This is a genomic window from Paraburkholderia sp. BGA-UO-ETr-F21, from assembly GCF_059567925.1.
In genome coordinates, this window is record NZ_JCAQOY010000005.1 from 605,943 (window position 1) to 626,333 (window position 20,391).

General features: G+C 64.6%; 22 protein-coding genes. 12 read left to right on the plus strand and 10 right to left on the minus strand.

All coding sequences use genetic code 11. The features are described 5' to 3' along the window. Positions 1–11 precede the first annotated feature (11 nt). Positions 12–1,274, minus strand: coding sequence for an HNH endonuclease (locus AC57B1_RS04360; RefSeq protein ID WP_496416734.1), 1,263 nt, complete (start codon positions 1,272–1,274; stop codon positions 12–14). A 365-nt stretch (positions 1,275–1,639) separates the two neighbouring features. Here AC57B1_RS04360 and AC57B1_RS04365 point away from each other — a divergent pair, with 365 nt between their 5' ends. From AC57B1_RS04365 to AC57B1_RS04390, 6 genes are all read left to right on the plus strand, one after another. After that, positions 1,640–2,899 carry a GIY-YIG nuclease family protein gene (locus AC57B1_RS04365; RefSeq protein ID WP_496416735.1) on the plus strand — a complete coding sequence of 420 codons (1,260 nt, stop codon included), beginning with the start codon at positions 1,640–1,642 and terminating at the stop codon, positions 2,897–2,899. 134 nt (positions 2,900–3,033) lie between these two features. After that, complete coding sequence (locus AC57B1_RS04370; protein ID WP_496416736.1) at positions 3,034–3,639, plus strand: hypothetical protein; 606 nt, start codon at positions 3,034–3,036, stop codon at positions 3,637–3,639. A 17-nt stretch (positions 3,640–3,656) separates the two neighbouring features. Continuing rightward, positions 3,657–4,049: a hypothetical protein gene (locus tag AC57B1_RS04375; RefSeq protein ID WP_496416737.1), complete on the plus strand. Its 393-nt coding sequence runs from the start codon at positions 3,657–3,659 to the stop codon at positions 4,047–4,049. 133 nt (positions 4,050–4,182) lie between these two features. Next, complete coding sequence (locus AC57B1_RS04380; protein ID WP_496416738.1) at positions 4,183–4,863, plus strand: hypothetical protein; 681 nt, start codon at positions 4,183–4,185, stop codon at positions 4,861–4,863. A gap of 64 nt (positions 4,864–4,927) precedes the next feature. Beyond that, positions 4,928–5,815, plus strand: a complete 888-nt coding sequence (locus AC57B1_RS04385; protein WP_496416739.1) for a hypothetical protein — start codon at positions 4,928–4,930, stop codon at positions 5,813–5,815. Between the two features lie 275 nt (positions 5,816–6,090). Further along, the gene (locus AC57B1_RS04390; protein ID WP_496416740.1) at positions 6,091–6,243 is read left to right on the plus strand and encodes a hypothetical protein; all 153 of its coding nucleotides are present in this window, start codon (positions 6,091–6,093) and stop codon (positions 6,241–6,243) included. Positions 6,244–6,318: 75 nt separating this feature from the next. On the opposite strand, the gene AC57B1_RS04395 is transcribed toward AC57B1_RS04390, so the two are convergent. Both AC57B1_RS04395 and AC57B1_RS04400 read right to left on the minus strand, forming a co-directional pair. After that, positions 6,319–7,152 carry a C40 family peptidase gene (locus tag AC57B1_RS04395; protein WP_496416741.1) on the minus strand — a complete coding sequence of 278 codons (834 nt, stop codon included), beginning with the start codon at positions 7,150–7,152 and terminating at the stop codon, positions 6,319–6,321. A gap of 112 nt (positions 7,153–7,264) precedes the next feature. After that, positions 7,265–7,912, minus strand: coding sequence for a hypothetical protein (locus tag AC57B1_RS04400; protein WP_496416742.1), 648 nt, complete (start codon positions 7,910–7,912; stop codon positions 7,265–7,267). 253 nt (positions 7,913–8,165) lie between these two features. Here AC57B1_RS04400 and AC57B1_RS04405 point away from each other — a divergent pair, with 253 nt between their 5' ends. The 4 genes from AC57B1_RS04405 to AC57B1_RS04420 all read left to right on the plus strand — a co-directional run bounded on the left by AC57B1_RS04405 (position 8,166) and on the right by AC57B1_RS04420 (position 11,313). Further along, on the plus strand, positions 8,166–8,900 hold the full coding sequence (locus AC57B1_RS04405; protein WP_496416743.1) for a hypothetical protein: 735 nt from the start codon (positions 8,166–8,168) through the stop codon (positions 8,898–8,900). A gap of 200 nt (positions 8,901–9,100) precedes the next feature. Beyond that, positions 9,101–9,820: a hypothetical protein gene (locus tag AC57B1_RS04410; protein ID WP_496416744.1), complete on the plus strand. Its 720-nt coding sequence runs from the start codon at positions 9,101–9,103 to the stop codon at positions 9,818–9,820. Between the two features lie 147 nt (positions 9,821–9,967). Next, positions 9,968–10,714: a hypothetical protein gene (locus AC57B1_RS04415; RefSeq protein WP_496416745.1), complete on the plus strand. Its 747-nt coding sequence runs from the start codon at positions 9,968–9,970 to the stop codon at positions 10,712–10,714. Between the two features lie 101 nt (positions 10,715–10,815). After that, positions 10,816–11,313 carry a hypothetical protein gene (locus tag AC57B1_RS04420; protein WP_496416746.1) on the plus strand — a complete coding sequence of 166 codons (498 nt, stop codon included), beginning with the start codon at positions 10,816–10,818 and terminating at the stop codon, positions 11,311–11,313. Positions 11,314–11,686: 373 nt separating this feature from the next. Here AC57B1_RS04420 and AC57B1_RS04425 read toward each other — a convergent pair whose 3' ends face one another. From AC57B1_RS04425 to def, 7 genes are all read right to left on the minus strand, one after another. Beyond that, positions 11,687–12,538 carry a hypothetical protein gene (locus AC57B1_RS04425; protein ID WP_496416747.1) on the minus strand — a complete coding sequence of 284 codons (852 nt, stop codon included), beginning with the start codon at positions 12,536–12,538 and terminating at the stop codon, positions 11,687–11,689. Positions 12,539–12,616: 78 nt separating this feature from the next. Next, positions 12,617–12,895: a hypothetical protein gene (locus AC57B1_RS04430; protein WP_496416748.1), complete on the minus strand. Its 279-nt coding sequence runs from the start codon at positions 12,893–12,895 to the stop codon at positions 12,617–12,619. A 171-nt stretch (positions 12,896–13,066) separates the two neighbouring features. After that, positions 13,067–14,725 carry a tyrosine-type recombinase/integrase gene (locus tag AC57B1_RS04435; protein WP_496416749.1) on the minus strand — a complete coding sequence of 553 codons (1,659 nt, stop codon included), beginning with the start codon at positions 14,723–14,725 and terminating at the stop codon, positions 13,067–13,069. A gap of 203 nt (positions 14,726–14,928) precedes the next feature. Beyond that, a complete protein-coding gene (htpX, locus tag AC57B1_RS04440) occupies positions 14,929–15,786 on the minus strand; it encodes a zinc metalloprotease HtpX (RefSeq protein WP_496416750.1) in 858 nt (285 codons plus the stop codon). A gap of 106 nt (positions 15,787–15,892) precedes the next feature. Then, a complete protein-coding gene (locus AC57B1_RS04445; protein ID WP_408479346.1) occupies positions 15,893–16,534 on the minus strand; it encodes a LysE family translocator in 642 nt (213 codons plus the stop codon). 114 nt (positions 16,535–16,648) lie between these two features. Further along, the gene (fmt, locus tag AC57B1_RS04450) at positions 16,649–17,635 is read right to left on the minus strand and encodes a methionyl-tRNA formyltransferase (RefSeq protein WP_408479345.1); all 987 of its coding nucleotides are present in this window, start codon (positions 17,633–17,635) and stop codon (positions 16,649–16,651) included. A gap of 31 nt (positions 17,636–17,666) precedes the next feature. After that, a complete protein-coding gene (gene def, locus AC57B1_RS04455) occupies positions 17,667–18,170 on the minus strand; it encodes a peptide deformylase (protein ID WP_408479344.1) in 504 nt (167 codons plus the stop codon). Between the two features lie 244 nt (positions 18,171–18,414). Between def and dprA the strand changes: the two genes are divergently transcribed. Continuing rightward, positions 18,415–19,680: a DNA-processing protein DprA gene (dprA, locus tag AC57B1_RS04460; protein ID WP_496416751.1), complete on the plus strand. Its 1,266-nt coding sequence runs from the start codon at positions 18,415–18,417 to the stop codon at positions 19,678–19,680. Between the two features lie 89 nt (positions 19,681–19,769). Then, positions 19,770–20,147, plus strand: coding sequence for a thioredoxin family protein (locus AC57B1_RS04465; RefSeq protein ID WP_091797318.1), 378 nt, complete (start codon positions 19,770–19,772; stop codon positions 20,145–20,147). Positions 20,148–20,391: the final 244 nt, after the last annotated feature.

Here is a 20,391-nt window from a genome sequence, read left to right on the forward strand (position 1 = left end):
GCGTTGTCGCCTCAGCGCTTCTCCTCTTTGGCGTCGAACGCCAACACGCGTTGCTCCAGCGCCGCGACGGACGGCTGGTCCTCGGACCGCTCCGGCAGGACTTTCAACGGCTTGCCGTCGTAATCCTTGTATTCGGAATGGCGGAGCAGTTTCGAGAGCTTCACCCGGTAACGCGTGTCGATGGTGAGCAGGTGCTCGTCGAACAACGTGTGGATGTCGGCCCGCAGCAGGATGCCGTTGCGCGTCGAGTAGTCCGTCTTCTGGGCGTGGGGTGTGATGTGGGCCGCTTCGAGGACCGCATCGATCATCGATCCGGTCACCGCGCACCTGCGGCGGTAAGCCGAGAGCAGGCCATCGCGAAAGGGACCTTGGCCACGCCGGGTCTTGATGGCCCGCTGCTGGATCACCTCGTCGTCGGTTTCCTCATCGTCGGACTGCGTGGTATCCGGGCCGATGTCGAGGTCCGGCTTCACGCCGCGCACGATCTTGCACTCGCCGGTCACAGGGTTGTGCCGGTGGACGTACCAAGGTTCGCTGTCCAACATGCGCCGGCTCACCGCCGACGCCTTCTCGGCGAGTTCGTCGCGGGACCGGCGGTCGCCGTCGCACACGATCACGTGCACGGCCGTTCGTCGTTCGTAGGACTCGCGGATCGCGGCGTCGAGGTTCAACGCTCGAACCGACTGGTCGATCGCCCTCGACCTGGCGGACGCCGATTGCGTCGCATCGTCGGCGATGCGTTTCAACTCGTTCGCCGTGTCCAGCACCGACTCCGCGAAGAATGGGATCCCGTCTTCCGCCTGCAGCGTGCCGTGCCACAGGCACAGCACGTAGCCATCCGCAGGGGAGCCGAAGGACCAGTTGTAGCAAAACTGGGGATTGGACCGGTAGTCCTCGACCTCGCTGCCGTCCTTGCGCCGGTGCCAAGCGTCCACCGAAATGTTCGCGCGCACCAGGATGTCGTAGATGACCTCTTTTCGCCGCGGCGCCAGGTTTTCCAACGCCTCGACGTCCGGGTTGGTCCCCACGCGGCTGAAGGTCACGTAGCGCGCGGTCCGATCGACACGCGACTTGCGCCACCCGTTCGTCATCCAGGCGAGCGCCTGCACGTGCGAATCGACGCCGGGCGTTGAGTTTTGCCACCACTCGTCGTGATTCAGGGCGGACGGTGGCAGGTCGTCGCGGATGATCGCCTCGATCTGGTCGAAGCTCAGCGTCAGTTCGCTGCCGGTCGCCTGGCGAAGGTAATCCCCGAGGGCTGTGTATTTGCTCATTTTGTTTGTCGTTGTCGATGAGGTCGAACACTGTGTATCAGGGATCTTATCCCACCTGTGCCCCCCGGACCCTGCGGGACCCTTGTGGTGCCGGACGCATGCAAACTCCTGGGAGCCTGGCGGCTCCGGGCACCCCGCTTCGCGCCGCCTCCTGCGGTGATCGCCCCGCCACCACTGCCTGCGTTCGGTGGTCGGGTGCTTCGCCACCTCGCCCGCCCTGCGCACCGCAGGTGCTCTGCGGGTGCGTGCCCTCCGCCTCCGGCGGGATGTTGCCCGCAGGGTCTCCGATCCTCGCACGCGCTCGGTTGACCGGCGGTGTGCGTTTGCTAGGTTCATAGCAACGTTCATCCTACGAGGAGACCCCCATGCCCTACGCCCCCGCCCCCGTCCGTTTCCAGGATGCCCCGACGCCCGGCCCCCGCGTTCTCACGTCCACCACCGACACCGGTCGTGCCCCCGAGCGCGGGATGGTCTACGTGCTCACCAACCCGAGCATCCCGGGCCAGGTGAAGGTCGGCGCGACGACCCGAACGGCCGAGCATCGCCGGAACGAACTGTCCCGCGCAACGGGCGTCTCCACCGAGTTCGAGATCGCGTTCGAAGCCGCGTTCGCTGACGTGTGGGGCGCCGAGCGCGCCGCGCACGTGCACCTCGCTCAATACCGCGTGAACAACAACCGGGAGTTCTTCCGGTGCGACGTCGCCACCGCGGTCAAGGTGCTCAAGCACCTCGCTGGGTTGGAATCGCACGACCGCAGCGCCGTGGAGCAGTTGAAGAAGCAAGGCGTCGCGATGCTCTTTGGGATCGACGGGGAAATCAAGGACCTGCCCCGCGCCCTCGAACTGCTGGGCCAAGCGTCGTCGATGGGGTCCGTGTGGGGCTCGTACTACGCCGGTCGTGCCGCGCACGAGATGAGCCGGGACAAGGGCAAGAGCCCGAACGCCCGGTCCGACCTGCGCCGGAAAGCACGGGGGTTCTACCTCGAGGCACAAGCCGAGGTGCCGGCCGCAGGCGGTTGGATCGCGCTGCTCTACTGGGACATCAAGCAATGGGGGGACGGCAACCGCGAATGGGACGCTTTCGTCGCCGCCACCGCTGCGTCGGACAAGCCGTCCCGTGATTCGCTCAACGTCCTGCTGGACTATGCCGGGTTCCGTTTGAACTACCCCAACAGCGCCGCGCGTCCGTGGCGCAACGCAGCGGTCCTGGCGCACACCGATGCGCTCGTCGCCCTGTGCGGGACCCGTTCGGACCGCGATCGCGTCAAACGCGCGCTGCTCGGGGAAGCGGTGCCCGCGCTGCCCAGCCACCACGACCGCGGAAACCAACGGGCCGGTGGTCGTGCGAACAAAAGCAATGCCCCCGCTCCGAGCGTCGATCGGTGGGCGGGAAAACCGGCGGCGCTTCGTGCCGTCGTGGCCGTGCTGCGCGAGCCCGCAGGGTGGGTGCGTGACCTGTTCGTCTGGAGCCCTGCCACCGCGTTGCTCCTCGCAACGTCGATCGGTTGCTACGCGTTCGACCACGAGGGATTTGCCGTACTTGCGGGGGGCGGCGCTGCCTTCGCTGCGATGCTGCGCGCCGCAAAATCGTGCCCACGTCCTGCGCGGGCACGCTGGCGACGCTGAGCCTTTTCGGGTGCTCTTGCACCTCAAACTAAAGTTCAAGTATTTCGCTCGGTGCTATTGCATTGCGCTGGGCTTGAGCTACCCTGGCTGTAGAAGATCGGCGAACGACCGATCTCATCAGGAGACCACGGATCATGACCACCACCCTTCGCTTTTCCGATACTGCCAAATACCCCACGCTCGACGCTCGGAAGACTCCCGAGCAGGTCCTTACGGTGCGACGCGCCCTTCGTGGGCTGGGTCGTGACGTTCTGAAGACCCCGCTGCACTGGCTCGCCATGGACCTTGCGCTCGACGCTTACCAGTCGCTTGTCACGGACCGCCGGATCATTGGAGTTCCTGCGACGGGTGAGCGCATCGCGGTCGCGGACCTCATCCTGTCGGAAAAGCCCGAGCACACGAAGCCCCGCGCCGACCTGATCGTGCTGACGGCGGAACGCCTCGGGTTGCCCGCCAAGCTTCTCGCGCAGGTGGTTGCAGGCGTGCTCAAGGTGAAAGACGCCCAAGCGGCCGTCGGCGCCGAACTCTACCGTGCGGTGATGAAGGCCCGTGAACTCGACGACGTGCAATACGCCTACGTCTACGACGACGAAGGCGGGTACGGCCAGGTCGATGTCTGGTCCCGCAAGGACCGCATCGCGCAAGCCAACGCGAAGCACGCTCCGCGCGCCGTCAAGCCCGCTGCTCGGAAGGTAGAGCCCGCCGGTCTCGGGGCCCGCCTGATGGGCATGTTCCACTGATCTTCGGGAGCACCGTCATGCGTTCGATCCGTGTTCCCGTTTTCCGCGCCCCTCTGATGACCGACGGTGCGCCGTGGATGTGGTGGTTGCTGCTCGCCTCGTTGCTCCGTCTCGAAAGCGCTGTGGTCTACGGTTCCATCGCACTGGCGATCGGTGCTCTGTCGTTCGCCTCCTGGTCATGGACCGCCTGGCGTGTGCCGGCGTTCCTGTCCACCTCCGCACCACCGACCACGGTGAGCACCGCCGAGGTGTTCGGGCTGTTGCAGGTGATGACCGCGCTGCTGATGCTCGCGGCCGGCGACGTCCACGGTGCCGCCTTCGCCGGCTTGATCGCCGGTGTCTGCGGCCTGCGCGCCTGGTCGTGGCATTCGATGGTCTCGAAGAACCGCCGCTCGTTCGTCGCCGGCTGATCCTCCGCCCTCCACCCTGCCGTGCACGGCTCTCGCAACGCGGGGGCCGTTTTCCCGTACGGGATTGACTCGTGCGGTTTGTAACGCCATGGTTGTTACCCGCCTGACGCCCCGTCTCGCTCCGAGGTACATCATGCTGCGCGCCATCCCCCTCACCGTCCCTGCCGCTCCCCCATCGACCCGCCCGGGGTCCGAGCCGTGGTTCGACGCCTTCCTCGGTGGCTTTCGGGCCTGGTTCGGTGATCCTGACACGCCGCGTGATCCCCAGCGCGCCATCCCGCTGCTCTGCGACGCTGCGCGTCTTGGTCACGGCGGATCGGCTTTGCTGCTGTCGAACGTGTTCGAAGAACTCGCCCGGGACGCGGACGAGCGTCAGGACGGCCGGACGGCAAGGACGTACAACCGCCTGTCCTTGGTCTACCGCACCGCCGCGTTCTGGTCGCCCACGGACGACCCGACCATCGAACTGGAGCATGAAACGAAGGACGCGTGGGACGCTGCCCGCGCCGCACCCCGCGAGCCCGTGCTGTGGGACGCCATCGACGCCCTCTCGGGGATGGCGCACGAGCCCCGACGTCCGGATCCTGCCGCAGCGCTTCGCGCGTTCGAAGCCCTGGCCGAGCACCGCCCGGTGCACGCCGGGTTCCTCGCCAGCATCGCCGCAGAGGAAGCCGCCGAATCCAGCGAGGACCCGCTCGTCGCCTCCGGACTGATGGAGCGGGCCCGAACCCACCTCGTCCGCTCCGCCGGTGCGGGGAATCGTGCCGCGCAGAAACGGCTGTTCCACGCCCGCGCCGGTGAGGTCAGGGCTTGAGTCATTCGCGCCGGGTTGCTACCTTGGGTTACCCAGGTGCCGGAGCACCCAGCAGGAGATCCGTATGACCAACGCCCAGCCGTCGAACTCTTTTCCGCACCCGGACGAGCGCATTCCCTCGATCCGCGACCTGCACCGTGAGCATCAACTCAGGGTGGCGGTCGAGACCGCTCCGATCCTGGTCGTCGAAGCGTGGCTCCAATCCGGCGTCGTGCCGGATGAGCAGACCGTGAGCGCGGCGCTGCGCCGGGAGGAGGATCCGTTGCCCGCCGTGGACGCCCTGCTCGCTGCCGCGCCGCACCTGGTGCCCAGCACGTTGAACCGCTCGCGGGTGATGGGCGACGACGGGGCGCTTGATCTGGTGCTGCAGCACACGTCGCCCGACATGCTGAACGACCGGAAACAATCGCCGTTTCCGCTGTGGCTCGAAGCCTTTGTGCGCACCCCGGATTTCCGCCCGGACACGGAGTGTTACGACGAGACGATGGCCGCCCGGATCCCCACCGTGCTGGCCAAGCTCGAGCACGCCGGCGCGTCCGTGGAATCGCTGCGGGAGAGCCCCTACGTCCGTGATGCGCAAAGCATCCACGGGCAGGTGCTCCGTCAGGCGTTGGGCATCGAACCAGCGCTCGCCCTGAAGGACGCCGTGACCGGCGTTCAGGTGGTGCCGGTCGTCGATGACGGGGAGAACGTCACGGTGCAGCACGACGGCCCGAACCGCAGCACGACGGACTGGGCGGTGTACGTGCGGGACCGGGAGCGCCATGCCAGCCATGTGCAGGATTTCGACGAGCGCGCGGTGGCGGAACGCTTCGCGCAGGACCTCGCACGCGCCCACGCTGTGAAGGTCGAACCGTATCCGTGGGAGCGCTTGGCGTTGGTTTCGGAGAAGCCGGCGCAGGATCTCGACGGTGAACGCTCCCTGCGGCCGTTGATGCGCATGGCGATGTAAGGGGCCGAGCGGTGATGACCTGAACCCCCCAAAACCTCTTGGGACGCTTGTGCGTCCGGGCGGTCCGCTCACGCGCCGTTGCCTTCGGCCATGAGCCCCGCATCAACCGCCTCAGGCGGTCACGGGGCCGGGTGCCCACGGTGTTCGCCGTCTCGGTTTTGGGTGCTTTCCACCCGGCGCGACGTTCGTTGCCCCGGAGGGTTGACCTCTGCCCGACGCCTGGTAACGTGGGTCATCGGCCAACGAGGCCGCAACCACCAAGGGAGGAACCCATCATGACCACCGCCGTTGTTCTCATCGCTCTGCTCGCCGCCGGCTACGGCGTGCTCCGTCTGTCCGGTCTGACGCTGACGCAAGCGCGCAAGGCCTGGCTCGACAGTTTCAACGCATCGAAAGCAGCGCGGCGTACCGAGCGCTCCGCCGAGTGATCCGTCGGGCCCGCCCGATGACCTCACGAACCAAGGGCCCCAAACGGGGCCCTTGCTCTTGGTCGGGACGCTCGATCATCCGATGCGTCGCGCCCCATGCCACCGCGCTTCCCAGTAGTCACTGGTCAGATTCTCGAACCGCACCTTCGCGCCGGTGTGCGGGGCGTTGATGAAGACGTTGTGCCCCACGTAGATTCCCACGTGCGTCGCCGGGCCGCGGTCGGTGTCGAAGAACACCAGGTCGCCGGGTTGCAGATCCTCCTTCTGCACCTCGTGCCCCATGACGCTCTGCTGGCTCGCGAGGCGAGGAAGTGCTTTGCCCAGCGTCATGGCGGTCACCCACCGCACGAAGCCTGAGCAATCCAGCCCCTGGTCCGGGGAGTTGCCGCCCCACACGTACGGTATGCCGATGAAGGTTTTTGCGTTCTCGATCATCCGCGCACGCCAGTTCCTGGGGATGACCTTCGGTCCCGCGGGGAGTGCCACGGGAGGCGGTAGACCAACCGGTCCCGCTTCCAGCGCGAGCGTCGCAAAGCCGGGCCGCAGGGAAGGGAGGGCTCGCGGTGGTGCGACGGGTTGCCAGGCGTTGTATTGCCACTGGTCCCCCATGTCGAAGACCGACGTCTCGCTGCGTTCGTCCTGCGCGTAGAACGTGCCGGCCTCGGGGGCGACGTAGGACGCGACGCCGATCGCTTGCGGGGTGGCCATGGGAACGACGACCACGGCGGTGATGCGTTGGTCGAACGCCGTCCGCCAGTAGGCGCTGGTCGTTGCCGGCGCCTGGCGGGTCATGGCGATGCTGTTGCGAAACGATGTCCGATGCGGGATCGCGTGGGCGGTGCCCATCGTCAACACGATGGTCGTGAGCGCGATCGCCGCTCGCTGAAAGATGCGGATGGTGCGAAGCATGGGGAAGGTCCTCCAGGTAAAACGCCTCCTTTACCGCTCTTCCGGCGGGTCGTGATGGGGCAACGGTTGGGAAACCGCCCGGGCCGGATGACCGTGGGCGGTGGGGTGCTGCTCAGAAGCCCATGCGTGCGCGCGGGCGCATCGTCGGGCCGTCTGTTGCGATGCTCACGATGTTGTCCATGAGCTTGATCATGTCCGGAACGGCGACGGTCCCGGTGTTTTTGGCGCGAGCGATCAGGACTTCGTTTTCGATCCCTGCGATCCCCGCGTCGAGGATGCCCTCGATGGCCTTGAACGACGCTTCGCGCTCCGCCGTCTCACGCTCGATGCTTTGCGCGTTCTCTTCGAGCAGTTCCCGGGTCTGACGCGCCCAGTTCAACCGCATCTGACGGTCCGCGCGGACCTGCTTCATCCGCAGTTGCTGCCGGGCGGTCGCCGTCAATGCCGGGTCCGCCACCGCGCTGTAAGCCGCCTCGTCGTTGTTCATGCTGTCCCGGCGTTGCATCGCGCTGGTCGCTTCGCGCAGCAAGCCGATCAGGTAATCCCGGTCGGCGTTGGACGGTGCGTTGTCGATGCGACCGATCAGGAGGTCGAGCACCACGCCCTCTTCGTTCAGGTGACCGTTGCGCGGGTTGCTGCGCATTGCCTTGAGGACGCCGCACAGCGCCGTCAGGTGCCCACGGACCGATTCCGTGGTGAAGGACGGGAGCGGGTCGAAGTGATCGGGGAGGGTGATCGAGAGGGTTTGGGTGGTGGTCATGGTGGTCTCCGGTGAGGTGTCGCTCGTGTGCGCCCTCTAAGACCAGGTTAGCTCAAGCCCAGAGCAAAGCAATAGCACCGGGCGAAATATTTGAAGGTGACGGGGCAGGCCGGGGTGTCTTGCACCTCGCGGTCGATCGTCGTCCGTCCCGGACGGTTGACATGCTCGCCAGATCATCTATTGCTGTAGGTGAGGACCGTCGAAACGGCCCAGCCCGATCGCCCCCGCGATCTCAACCACCAGGAGGATGACCATGCTGAAGAAAACCTTTGTTGCCGCCGCCGCACTGATCGCTGTGTCCGCGATCGCCACCGTTGCTCATGCTTCGTGGTTCGGAAGCGATCCGCCCGCTCCCACCCCACTGTCGTTCAAGGACGTGTATCGCAATGGTATGACCTCGACGACCTATGCGGGCAAGGCGAAGTTCACCAACACCTTCGCGTATGGGCCGAGCGCGACCCTGCTGGGTCTCCGCATCGGTGATTCGCTGAAAGACCAGGCCCCCGCCTGCGAAAAGGTGGTCGCCAGCGCCTGCACCCTTCAATCCGGGGCGGACGGCGCCATCGTTCTCGGTTTGCCGGATCGTCTCAACCTCGATGGCTACGTTCTGCCCGGTGTGCCGACCGACTCGCTGGAGGTGAAGGAAGGTGCGCTTGGACGAGCTCTCGTAGGTTCGGACACCTCCGGGCGCATTAACGCGATCGTCGTGCCGATGCACCCCAGCGATGGCCTCGCTCGCGTCGCCCTGCAAGGTTTCCTGTATCGCTTCGGTTTGCCCACCTCGCTGACCGATGGCGAGGCCGTGTGGGATCTACCCGGTGGTGTGCAAGTCAAGCTCGTCTATGAGGTCGATCGTATGGTTTACCTGAAAGCGCACAGCGCGACCCTTTCGAATGATCTTTACGCTGCTGTGTACAGCAAAGACGGCGCAGGTTCCGTCTCCGCGCTGCTGAACGCGGACTGGTCGGTCGTCCCCGCGACGAAGTGATCCACCGCGTTGACGTTCACGCGATGCGCCAAGCCCCGCTCCGTGCGGGGCTTTCTCTTTCCTCACCGTCGGACAATGCCATCAGGTATTTTTGCACCAAATGTTCTGTTTGGCGTTGACAGCATTTCTGGGTCTTGTATTCGTACAAGCATGGGCCGTCGAAACGGTCCTTCACCCTCAACGATCCCCAGGAGGACACCATGTTGAAGAAAACCGTTGCCGCAGCCTTGGTCGCTGCATCGCTCGCAGCCGTCGGCTTTGCCGCCACCGCTCACGCTTCGTTGTTCCACAGCGATCCGCCCGCATCGAATCCGCTGCCGTTCTCGTTCAAGGATTACACGTACGAATACGGGCAAACGTTCAAGGGCAAATCGGATTCGGAGAACCCCCTCACTTACGAGCCGAGCGCCAGCCTCGTCGGTCTGCGCATCGGTGCTCCCCTGCTCGACCAGGCTCCCGCCTGCGTCATCACCGGCGCACCGAAGCCGGTGAACAAGCCCTGCTCCATCACCGACTCGTTCAAAGGTGGTGCGGTTGTGAAGGGCCTGCCGGACCCTATCGAAGGGGACCTCGTTTACGGGCAAGCCTTCGTGAGCACGGACGCATCGGGGCGTATCACGGCGATCGTCGTTCCGTTAACTCCCGTGGACAGCCTTGCCCGGGTCGCGACGCGGGGCTTCCTCTACCGTTTCGGACGGGGGCCGTCGATGACGCTGGGCGACACTGAAGCGGTGTGGGACCTGCCGAGCGGTGCGCAAGCGAAGTTGGTCTACGACTACGAGGACAACGTCTTGCCCGTTTTCGCCGGGCCCAACCCGAAGCATGTGCTCTACGCCGCCGTGTACAGCAAGGATGCTGCGCCGTCGCTGCCGCAGTTGGTCGAGGACGGCTGGAAAGCGATGGCACGGTTGAGCAAGTGACGTTCGCCCGTCTCGCGAAAGCGATCAAAGCCTCGCCGTTGCGGGGCTTTCTGCTGGGTGGCGAAGCACCTGCAAAAATATTTCAAGGATTCCGTCTGTAGCTATTGCGCGTCTTCGTGGGTCGGTTATGTACATAAGAGGGGTGCCGTGAAGGCCCCGATAAACCAACCGGAGGAGACCACCATGCTGCGATTCACCAAGTCCACGTGCGTCGGGTTGTTCGCGACGCTTCTCATGCTTGCCTCGATGCCTGCTCATGCCCAGTCGCTCGAAGATCAAGCCTCTGCGCAAACCACGACCTCGTACGTCCAGACGCCGGTCGCACAGGAAGCGACCGCCCGCCCGATGCTGTCGTTCCAGCCGACCGGTGAGCACGGCTGGCATATCTACGTTGATGCGAATCTGCACGCATACCATTTCGATCGCGCTGAAGCTCACGCGAACCACTACAACGAGAACAACTTTGGCGGTGGTCTGGAGTTGACCAACGACGTTCTCGGGGTGATGGCGGGTTACTACCACAACAGCATCTGGAGAGGCTCGTGGTACGTGCTCGGCCGCTATACCCCGGTTCAGTTCGACCTGACGTCGAAGGATCGCGTGAACATCGGCTTGCTCGCGGGGATCTTGTCGGGTTACGAGAAAAGCTACACCGTGAACGAAGGACAGCACTTCTTCCATCCTGCTGGACAGCAGCCCTACTTTGCGGATCTGATGGTGACCCAATACAAGCCCCGCGGCTTCATGCCAGCCGCCGGTTTCCTCGTTTCTTACGAACATGACCACGAGTGGGGTGTGAACCTCATCTTTGTGCCGCCGTTCCGCAGCGAAGGTGTTTCTCCCTTCGTCGGCTTCCAGGCCCGAATCGGTCTTCCCGTCAAGCTCGGTTTTTGACGCTGCCTGGGTGCAACACACCCCAGCCGTGACCGCCGCAAGGCGGTTGGGGCAGTACGAGGCCCGGCGTCGCCAGGCCATATCTAGAGGAGACCATCACCATGCGTAAATCCCTGCTCGCTCTCACCATGCTGTTCGCCGCCGGCGTCGCTCACGCTGAACAACCCCTGTTCGTGCACGGCCTCGGACTGGGTCAGACTCTGCCCGCCGCCTGCGACGCAATCGCCACCGGTCCGTGCGTTGCCAGCGCTGTCGGTCCGGTCGGCAACTTGACCGCTTACATGATCACCGGGCTGGCCCCCTTGGGTTCTGCCGGCGAAACCGCCGCGACGGTCGGCGTGGACAAGGCCGGCAAGGTGCGGGTCGTGTTGACGACCTTGGGCCCGGCGGTCACCGACCTCGATCGCGCTCGCGAGAGCATCACGACTGTCTACGGTCCCGCCACGGTGCAAGGCGATCTGAACGCCGAATGGGACGCAAAGGACAGCGTCCTGGGCGTGACGCATCGCTCGACGTTCGAGAGCGTGGGCTATGCGTTCGACGACGCTTATGCGCCGGCCGCGCTTGACCTGCTGAGCCGGATGTTCCCGAAGGAGTGAGCGGGACGTCGCCGGATGACACGGGGCGCTTCGGCGCCCCGTTGTGTCGGTGGTAGGCTTCTGCCCGGGACGGGATCTGCAAACCGGCACGGACGGCGCGAACACCACCGAGAAGGTTTGCGGTGACCTCCCGCTTCATGGGCGTGCTGGGTGCTCCGCCACCCCACAACCTGGGCGGCTAACGCCGCTGGGCGACCCCGCTGCGCGCTGTGTCCTTCGGAGGAGCCCGCCAACATGCCCCAGGCCGCGGCGGGGTGGGTGCCATCGCCTCCGGAGGAGGTTTTCCCGGAAGGGGTCTGGCGGTTTCGTTCAGTTCGTCGCGCTGGGTGACGCTGCACCCCATCCCTTAGCCTCTAATGGCTCCGATGCAGGTTCAGCGACGTGCACCGCCGACGCGGCGTTCCAGTTTTACTTCGTACTCCCCGATCTTGAACACGTCGGTGAAATGCCCGAACGGCAGGGGATCGTAAGCCCCCAACGAGCCGTTTCGCAAAATGACCGCCGCCCGCATCGCGGAAGCGCCGTCCTTCCCGAAGTCACGTTCCGCCATGCCGGATGCAAGATAACGTCCCAGTCGCTCACGTGCCGAGGGCCGGTCAAGGTCGCGGAGGAAGAACGTCCACTTTTCCGGTGAGACGCCCGACGGTGTTTCGTACAGGCAGTTGACCGTCCCATCCTCCCGGGCGCGCATGAGGAAGATCTGGTCGAAACGGTAACCCGCAGGCTCCATCGTCTCGGGGTACTGCGCGCCGTTGTGCCGCCGGTAGTTCAGGATGCTGTATGCGTTCGCCAGGATGTCGGCCGCGTCCGTTTGCAAGACCTCCTGCATTTCGGCCAGCAGCGCTCGGGGCGTGTTCGGGATGGTCGTCGGCGGATCGAGCAGCCACCCGTCGGCGCGCAAGCCGGTCGCGCATGACCGCGCCAGTTCGTAACGCACGTCGTCCTCCCGGATGTTCGAAGGTTGACCCGGGACCGGGCGCGCCAGCCCACGGTAGATCCTGCCTTTGAAGCTCACCTCGTAGAACGTGATCTCGTCGCCAAGCCGAAGCGACGTGAACCCGCTGAATCCCGCTCCTGAATACTGGATGCCCTTGTAGTAGGCCATCCAGAGGGCGTCCTTTTCAGAGATCACCCCGCTTTTGAGCCCGGTTTTGTCACGTCGATCTGGGTCCAGAACCGCCGTATGGATGGTCGCCTTGCGTTCTTCGTCGTTGTTTTCGGTCATTGCTATCCCCGTCGTACAGCGTTGGTCTCTCGCCCGGTCACCTGCGCGACCGGGTGCGCCTTCTGTGCTGCCTGTCGATCAGACCAAATCCTCCAACTGGCTGACCTTCTCTTCAGCGTCCCATTTGCGACGGAACACGACGAAGTGATCCTTCGAGACGATTTCCAGGGGGAGCGTCTTGTAGCCCCACTCCGTACAAAGCTCTTCCCAAAGCCGATGGACTTCGCGCCATGGCTTCTTGGCGATTCGCTGGACGCCGGTCCAGAGGTAGAACTCGTCCCAGCGTATGCAGACGCTGCCGGTCAGCCAGACCTGGTCCAAAGCCTGGCGAAGTAGCGCTTCCCGATGCCGTTCCATGTTGCGTTCCCTTTTATTGTTGAGCGGGCACGATTATGCCACGCTTGTTCAAATAAGAGCGTCTTATTTTTTCAATGGAACGTTAAATGAACGTCGATGGCTTATTGAAACAACGCCGGCATGATGCCCGAGGATGGGCAGACCCGGTGCAGAGCACCCGGGTCGGGCGGGTCACGCGTCCTCGCTGGGTGCCTCGACATCTTCGTCTGCGGCTTCTTCAAGGTCGAGGCTCGCCAGCAACGCTTCGAGTCTTGCCTTCGCCCGAGCGCGCGCCGCCGGATCCTTCGCCGTCAGGCTTCCTACCTGCTCCACCGCCTCGGCGACCTGCGCGTCGACGTCGTCCGCCGGTGCCGCGACACCCGGAACGGGAATGCCCGCGATGTCGAGGATCCGTCGCTCGTGCGCCTGGTAGATCGGCGCCAGCACGCGGAGCTTGTGTTCGATCAAATACGTCGTCGTGATGTCGGTGTTGGCCTCGGCGTGGTTGAGGGCAAGCTTGACCAGCCGGAAGTCGCCGCGGCCCGTCTGGTCCCCGCTCAACACGTCCAAGGCCACCTCGCCGGCCATTGTTCTGCGCAGGTCGTGAAGGGTGCAGCGCACCTCGCCTTCGTTGCTGGCGTGCTTCATGAGCGAATCAACCGCGGTGATGTGCCCGGTCTTGGCGGTGCGCCGCTCGGTGGGAAACACGTACTCCGATACCGGTATGATCGCCCCCTTCTTCGCCAGTTCGACGTCCCGTCCTCGTGGCTTCGCGTTCTCGACCTGTCGCCGGCGGAGGATTGCCTCAACACCTCGGGTGAGGGGGAACAAGTGGTCGGTCTTGTTTTTGGTTCCCCGGAAGGTCACGATCTTTCGGTCGAAGTCGATGTCGGTCCACTTGAGGGCCATCCCTTCCATTTTCCGGGCGCCCCAGCACAGGGTGCAAAGGATGTAATCCGCCATCACGCCGCGCGTCCACGGGTGCCCCGTCTTCAACGCCGTCTCGGGGAAACGTTGTGCCGCGATGCGCCGCAGCCACTCCCGGCCGCGCTCCTCGTTCAGCGGTAGCACCCGCGTGACGCGGTTCGGTCGCGGCAGGCTTGTTTCATGGCTCTTCAAAAACTCATCGAACGGGTTGACGTCGGGCGCTTCGTCCGCCGCCAGGCGGGTCCACGCCGCCCGTGCGTAACGCCAGACTTTGATCGCCGTCGTCGGGTGCTTCTTGCGGATGGTTGAGATCAACGTGTCGAGGTGGCTGGCGTTGACCTCGCCCACCGGCATCGCAGCGATCCGGTGACGCTTCACGACCTTGAGGGTGTTCAGACGATCGCGCGCGGTGTTCGGGGTGTCACGCTTGCCCTCGGCGCCCGCAGCGCGCCGTTCGGCGTCCCGCTGCATCATGCGGTAGAAGGTGAGCCGCTGCCCCGTCTGCTCTTTCGCCGTCGCGATCTTGGCCTTTCTGATCTCGAGGTTTGGATCCCGGCCGGACCCCATGATGTTCAGCGCCGCCTTCGCTTTGGCGCGCGCGTCGGTCAGGGACGTGCTCGGGTATTCCCCGCATTTGTAGCGGCACGGTCGCGCACCAAGTTTTTTCTCAGCGACGAAGGAACGGGTGCCGGAACGCTGGATGCGCAGGCTGAATCCGGGGAGGGTTGCGTCCCTGACGAAGTAGTCGTTCATGGACGCGGGCACCGCCTCGGTGATGATCTCACCGCTCTCCGTGACGCCCACCGGTCGCTGGTCGAACGGGAGGCTGTAGATGAGCCGCAGGGTTTTGTCGTTGAACGGAATCTTGCCCTTCGGCGCATTGCGCGCCGCCTGTTCCGTTTGTGTGGGTTCGCTGTCGATCATCCCCCGTCCTCTGCGTCTCGTTCGTGCCGTCCACGAATGATACGCCGGATCCGGTATCCTGGGTCATCCGAGGATCCCAGGATACCGCCCGGATACCGGTAAAACGGGGTAAAGCGGTGCAAAGGCGGGTGCAACGCCTAAGTTTTGAGCAGCAGGGATACCGGGGTTTGTGCCTGATCCTGGCCCATCCGGTCTGCCTGAAATCAGTCGAAACGTCCAGTGCGCGCCATTTCCATGAGCCGAGCCACGCGTTCTTCGGTCGCGGGATGGGTGCTGAACAGGCTGGCTATGCCGCCACCGCTGAGCGGATTCATGATCATCATTTGCGCGGTGGCCGGATGCTGCTCGGCGGTGGGAAACGGAATCCCGCTCGCGTAACGATGGATCTTGTCGAGCGCCGAAGCGAGCGCTTGCGGGTCGCCGGAAATCTGCGCGCCGCCACGGTCGGCTTCGAACTCACGCGCACGCGAAATCGCCATCTGAATCAGCGCACCGGCGATCGGCGCGAGCAGCGCGACGGCAATGCCCGCGATCGGATTCGTGGGCCGGCCGTTTTCGTCGCGGCTGCCGAAGAACATCGCGAAGTTCGCCAGCGCGGAAATGGCGCCGGCCATGGTGGCCGAGATGGTCGAAATCAGAATGTCGCGATGCTTCACGTGCGCGAGCTCGTGCGCCATGACGCCGCGCATTTCGCGCTCGGAAAGCACGCGCAGAATGCCCGTGGTGGCAGCAACCGCCGCGTGCTCCGGATTGCGGCCGGTGGCAAACGCGTTCGGCGCGTCTTCATTGATCAGGTAGACGCGCGGCATGGGCAGGCCTGCACGCGTCGAAAGCTCACGCACCATGCGATAGAACTGCGGCGCACTGGTTTCGTCGACTTCCTGCGCGTTGTACATGCGCAGCACCATCTTGTCTGAGAACCAGTACGAGAAGAAATTCATCCCAAGGGCGATCACGAGCGCGATCGTCATGCCGCGCGACCCGCCGATCATCCCGCCGATCACGATGAAAAGGGCCGTGATCGCGGCCATCAACATCGCGGTTTTGACCCAATTGAACATGTCTGCAACTCCTTGCCCCTGACGCGGGGTTCATATCTGCACCGCGAGAATCGCGGCGCCTGATTGTAAGCGAATTGTTAGATATGGGCGCACAAGGAAAATTCAATCATCTTGATGCGGTGGCGAGTTTGATACCCAAACCAACAAAAGCGCTGCCGACGCCCCGATCCAGCCACTGCTTCACCAACGGCTGCCCGGAGAAACGCCGCGTCACGCTGCCCGCGACCCACGCGACAAAGCTGTTCCAGACCATGCTCATCACGACGAACACCGCGCCCAGCGTGAGGAAGGCGAGCGCTTTGTGGTCGCTGCCGGCCGTCACGAATTGCGGGAAGAACGATACGAAGAACAGCACCACCTTGGGGTTCAGCACGTTGGTCCAGAAGCCTTGCAGGAAAAGCTGCCGCAGCGACTTGGGCGCACCGGCCGCGCGCGCTTCGCCCGCTGCCTGGTCGGCGGCCGGTTTGGCGAATATGAGGCGCACGCCAAGATAAATCAGATAAATAGCGCCGACAAACTTGATGACGGTAAATGCGGTGGCCGACGCGGCCAGCACTGCGGTCAAACCGAACGCGCAGGCCAGCGAGTGAACGCAGCAACCTGCCGAGATGCCGAGCGCCGACATGAGCCCCGCGCCGCGGCCTTGGGCGACGCTGCGCCCAACGATATACGCCGTGTCGGGACCGGGCGTCACGTTCAGGAGAAAGACCGCAACAACGAAAAACTCGAAATGGGTGATGCCAAACATGGGAATCCTTGAAATCCAGGCTATTGCATGGAGGATTCTAACGCGCGGCAGGATCGTCTAGCGGGGTCTTGAACATCGGCCGAACGGACGATGTTCAGGTCATGCGCAACGGTGTTAGTTTGCTTCGGGAAGTTGAAAGCGTTGTCCCACAGCCAGCGTCGAGCCGGCCAGGAATTCGCGCACCGGCAGGCGTTTGCCGCCGGGTTTTTGCAGTTGCGTGAGGCGCAACGCGCCTTCGCCACACGCTACAACCACGCCTTCGGCAGAGATGTCGGTGATCGTGCCGGGTGCGCCGTTGGTTTTCGCATCAATGGGAACCGCGGCCCAGATCTTGATCGACGTGCCGTCTTCCAGCGTGCCGACGCCGCCGGGGAACGGGTCGAACGCCCGCACCTGGCGCGCGAGCACGGCCGCCGGGCGGCGCCAGTCGAGCGCGGCTTCGTGCTTGCCGATCTTTTCCGCGTAGGTGACGCCGTCCGCCGGTTGCGGCGTCGAGGCCAGCTTGCCGGTCCGCTCCAGTTCGACCAGCGCCTCGACGATCAGCTTCGCGCCGTCTTGTGCGAGCCGGTCGTGCAATGTGGCCGTGGTGTCGTCGCCGGAAATTGCCGTGCGCGCTTCGGAGATCATCGCGCCGGTGTCGAGGCCAACGTCCATCTGCATCAGCGTGATGCCGGTTTCGGCGTCGCCCGCTTCGATCGCGCGATGAATCGGCGCCGCGCCGCGCCAGCGCGGCAACAACGAGGCGTGAATGTTGATGCAGCCGAGCGGCGGGATATCGAGCACTTCCTGCGGCAGGATAAGCCCATACGCGGCCACCACCATGACATCGTGCGGCGTGGCGCGCAGTTGCTCGATCGCGGCGGCGGCTTCAGTAGGATATTTGCCGGCGCGACGCAGCGACGGCGGCTGGGCAACGGCGAGCCCATGCTCCTGCGCATAGCGCTTGACCGGACTCGCCTGCAACTTCATGCCGCGGCCGGCGGGCCGGTCCGGCTGAGTCAGCACGAGCGGCACCATGAACCCGGCGCTGTGGATCGCGGCCAGCGCGGCCGCGGCGAACTCCGGCGTACCGGCAAAGATGACGCGCAACGAATGACTCATGAACGGGGGCGGTAGGCGAGGTGAACGCGCATTACATGGCGTGGGCGAGCTTCTTCATCTTGCTCTTGATGCGCGTCTGCTTCAGCGACGACAGATACTCGACGAACACGCGGCCCATCAGATGATCCATTTCGTGCTGGATGCACACCGCGAGCAGGCCTTCGCAGTCCATTTCGAAAGTTTCGCCCTTCTCGTTGAGCGCCCGGACGCGCACTTTCTCCGCGCGCTCGACATTGTCGTAAATGCCCGGCACCGAGAGACAACCCTCTTCCGAGAGCTTCTTTTCGTCGCTCGACCAGACGATCTCAGGATTGATGAAGGCGAGCAGTTCGTTGTGGTCGTCCGATACGTCGATCACGATCACGCGTTCATGCACGTCCACCTGGGTTGCAGCGAGGCCGACGCCGGGCGCCGCGTACATGGTCTCGGCCATGTCCTTGACGAGGCGGCGGATGCGGTCGTTGACCGCTTCGACCGGCTTGGCAATCTTGTGCAGCCGCTTGTCCGGGTAATTGAGGATGTTCAGTAAAGCCATGATTTCGAGTGTGATTTTCAGGCGCCGCTGACCGGTGGAAGGCTCGCGTTGGCCATTCGGCCAGGTTGTGGGCTTGTCGCGTTACGCAGAGGATAGATGGTGTCGAACCGGTTCGATTCAACGCGCCACATGCGCTAAACGACGAGCCCGCGCGGGTGGGCGCGGCGCTGCGGTTATTTCGGATGATGAAAATTTTAGCATGGCGCCCGCCTGCCCGCTGGCCCAGCAAGAGGATCGACACGCAATGCACACCTTGCCTGCAACCGACACTGAACTCGCCGCGTGGCTGCGGCTTTCGCTCGCGCCGGGCCTGAAACCCGCGGCGCTACGCCTGCTGCTAAGCGCATTTGGCCTGCCTGAAGCGATTTTCGATCAAGCGCCCGAGGCGCTCGCCGCGATTGCCGGCGAGGCCGCGGCGCGCGCGGCGCTGGCCCCGACGGGCAGCGATTTCGACGCCCGGCTCGACGCGGTGATCGCGTGGCGTGAGCAACCCGGCAATCAGATCGTGACCCTCGACGACCCCGCTTACCCGCCGGCGCTGCTGACCATGCCCGATCCGCCGCCTCTTCTATATATAAAGGGTCGGCTGAATCTGTTGCACACGCGAGCAGTCGCCCTCGTGGGTAGCCGCAGCGCCACACCGCAAGGTGTCGAAGACGCCGAGCGTTTCGCACGGGAGCTTTCGGTAGCCGGCGTTACCGTCGTCTCGGGCCTCGCGCTCGGTATCGACGGCGCCGCGCATCGCGGTGGACTTGCAGGCGTCGGAGGCACCGTCGCCGTGATCGGCACGGGGGCGGATCTCGTGTACCCGGCGGCGCACCACGCACTGGCGCGGCAAATCGCCGTGCAGGGCGCGATCCTCTCCGAATGGCCGCTCGGCACGCCCGCGCGCGCCGCCAATTTTCCGCAGCGCAATCGGCTGATCGCGGGGCTCGTCAGCGGCGTGGTGATCGTCGAAGCGGCAATGCGTTCAGGTTCGCTGATCACCGCGCGGCTCGCCAATGAGATGGGCCGCGATATTTTCGCGCTGCCAGGCTCGATTCACGCACCGCTGTCGCGCGGGTGTCATCGGATCATCAAGCAGGGCGCGAAGCTGGTGGAAACGCCGGATGAGGTGCTGGAGGAACTGGGCTTCGCGCGGCGGGCCGCCCCGCGGCCGCCTTCCAGCGCGGCGCATGCCGTTCTTTCGAGCGACGCTGGTGCGACGAATGCGCGAGCGCTCAGCGGCGCGACAGTCAGCCGGCCGAGCTCGGCGCCGCGGCCGACTGCAGGAGCGTCCGCGGCCGACCCGGTAACAGCAGGCCACCCCGCATCGCCCCGCCCACCGTTCGATCCCGAAGCCGAACGCCTCCTCGCCGCACTCGGCCACTCACCCACCACGCTTGAAATTCTCGCTACCCGCACCGAGATGGAAGACGCGGCCCTGCAGAGCCACTTGCTGCAGCTCGAACTCGCTGGCCAGGTGACTGCACTGCCCGGCGGCCGCTTCGTGCGGGCGAGCCACGGCTGACCCCGCATTGATCAGCTTCAACGACCATTCGGGATCGGCCATGCTACATTCGCGCCAAAGCACCTGACAAAAGTACGTAAGGAACCACCATGCCCGCGCTGAACCTCGACACCGACCAAGACCGGATCGCCGAGCGCGTCAACGAACCCGACACGCTGTTCGTTGCCTGCCTGTGCGCGGAATGGTGCGGAACCTGCCGCGAGTATCGGGACGCTTTCGACAAACTGGCGGACCGGCACCCGGAAATCTGCTTCGCATGGATCGACATCGAAACCCATGCGGACCGCTTCGACGATCTGGATGTGGAGAATTTTCCGACCATACTGATCGAAGATTCGGTTACGACGCGGTTTTTCGGCACGGTTCTGCCGCAGGCGGCGATTGTGGAACGGATGTTGTCTGATCTGACGGCGGTGCCCGGCGTCAGCGGCGCGCCCAAGCTCCGGCCGGCGCTGGCTGCAGCCTGACTCGGGCGGCCGGCTTGCGGGCCCACCAGCTCGGGCGTTGCGAGTGGTGCACAGGGCATTTGCCGCAACTTGCCCAATGGCTGAGCGCGCAATTATGATGGCGCGCTTTATGGCACTTGACACGCCGCCTTCGCGCCGTGTGCTATAAAGCGGTCGTTAATGGGTCGCAAAGGTCGCAAACGAGGGTCGCGCTAGCAAAAGCGCACTCACGGCCATCAACCCTGATCTACCAACCTCACATCGA

Bases quoted from the DNA above. Each gene is read 5' to 3' on its own strand.
- AC57B1_RS04445 (WP_408479346.1), bottom strand. From the start codon at position 16,534: ATGTTTGGCATCACCCATTTCGAGTTTTTCGTTGTTGCGGTCTTTCTC.
- htpX (WP_496416750.1), bottom strand. From the start codon at position 15,786: ATGTTCAATTGGGTCAAAACCGCGATGTTGATGGCCGCGATCACGGCC.
- AC57B1_RS04435 (WP_496416749.1), bottom strand. From the start codon at position 14,725: ATGATCGACAGCGAACCCACACAAACGGAACAGGCGGCGCGCAATGCG.
- AC57B1_RS04365 (WP_496416735.1), top strand. From the start codon at position 1,640: ATGCCCTACGCCCCCGCCCCCGTCCGTTTCCAGGATGCCCCGACGCCC.
- AC57B1_RS04360 (WP_496416734.1), bottom strand. From the start codon at position 1,274: ATGAGCAAATACACAGCCCTCGGGGATTACCTTCGCCAGGCGACCGGC.
- AC57B1_RS04395 (WP_496416741.1), bottom strand. From the start codon at position 7,152: ATGCTTCGCACCATCCGCATCTTTCAGCGAGCGGCGATCGCGCTCACG.
- AC57B1_RS04400 (WP_496416742.1), bottom strand. From the start codon at position 7,912: ATGACCACCACCCAAACCCTCTCGATCACCCTCCCCGATCACTTCGAC.
- def (WP_408479344.1), bottom strand. From the start codon at position 18,170: ATGGCTTTACTGAACATCCTCAATTACCCGGACAAGCGGCTGCACAAG.
- AC57B1_RS04420 (WP_496416746.1), top strand. From the start codon at position 10,816: ATGCGTAAATCCCTGCTCGCTCTCACCATGCTGTTCGCCGCCGGCGTC.
- AC57B1_RS04375 (WP_496416737.1), top strand. From the start codon at position 3,657: ATGCGTTCGATCCGTGTTCCCGTTTTCCGCGCCCCTCTGATGACCGAC.
- AC57B1_RS04380 (WP_496416738.1), top strand. From the start codon at position 4,183: ATGCTGCGCGCCATCCCCCTCACCGTCCCTGCCGCTCCCCCATCGACC.
- AC57B1_RS04465 (WP_091797318.1), top strand. From the start codon at position 19,770: ATGCCCGCGCTGAACCTCGACACCGACCAAGACCGGATCGCCGAGCGC.
- AC57B1_RS04410 (WP_496416744.1), top strand. From the start codon at position 9,101: ATGTTGAAGAAAACCGTTGCCGCAGCCTTGGTCGCTGCATCGCTCGCA.
- AC57B1_RS04370 (WP_496416736.1), top strand. From the start codon at position 3,034: ATGACCACCACCCTTCGCTTTTCCGATACTGCCAAATACCCCACGCTC.
- AC57B1_RS04405 (WP_496416743.1), top strand. From the start codon at position 8,166: ATGCTGAAGAAAACCTTTGTTGCCGCCGCCGCACTGATCGCTGTGTCC.
- AC57B1_RS04425 (WP_496416747.1), bottom strand. From the start codon at position 12,538: ATGACCGAAAACAACGACGAAGAACGCAAGGCGACCATCCATACGGCG.
- AC57B1_RS04385 (WP_496416739.1), top strand. From the start codon at position 4,928: ATGACCAACGCCCAGCCGTCGAACTCTTTTCCGCACCCGGACGAGCGC.
- fmt (WP_408479345.1), bottom strand. From the start codon at position 17,635: ATGAGTCATTCGTTGCGCGTCATCTTTGCCGGTACGCCGGAGTTCGCC.
- AC57B1_RS04390 (WP_496416740.1), top strand. From the start codon at position 6,091: ATGACCACCGCCGTTGTTCTCATCGCTCTGCTCGCCGCCGGCTACGGC.
- dprA (WP_496416751.1), top strand. From the start codon at position 18,415: ATGCACACCTTGCCTGCAACCGACACTGAACTCGCCGCGTGGCTGCGG.
- AC57B1_RS04430 (WP_496416748.1), bottom strand. From the start codon at position 12,895: ATGGAACGGCATCGGGAAGCGCTACTTCGCCAGGCTTTGGACCAGGTC.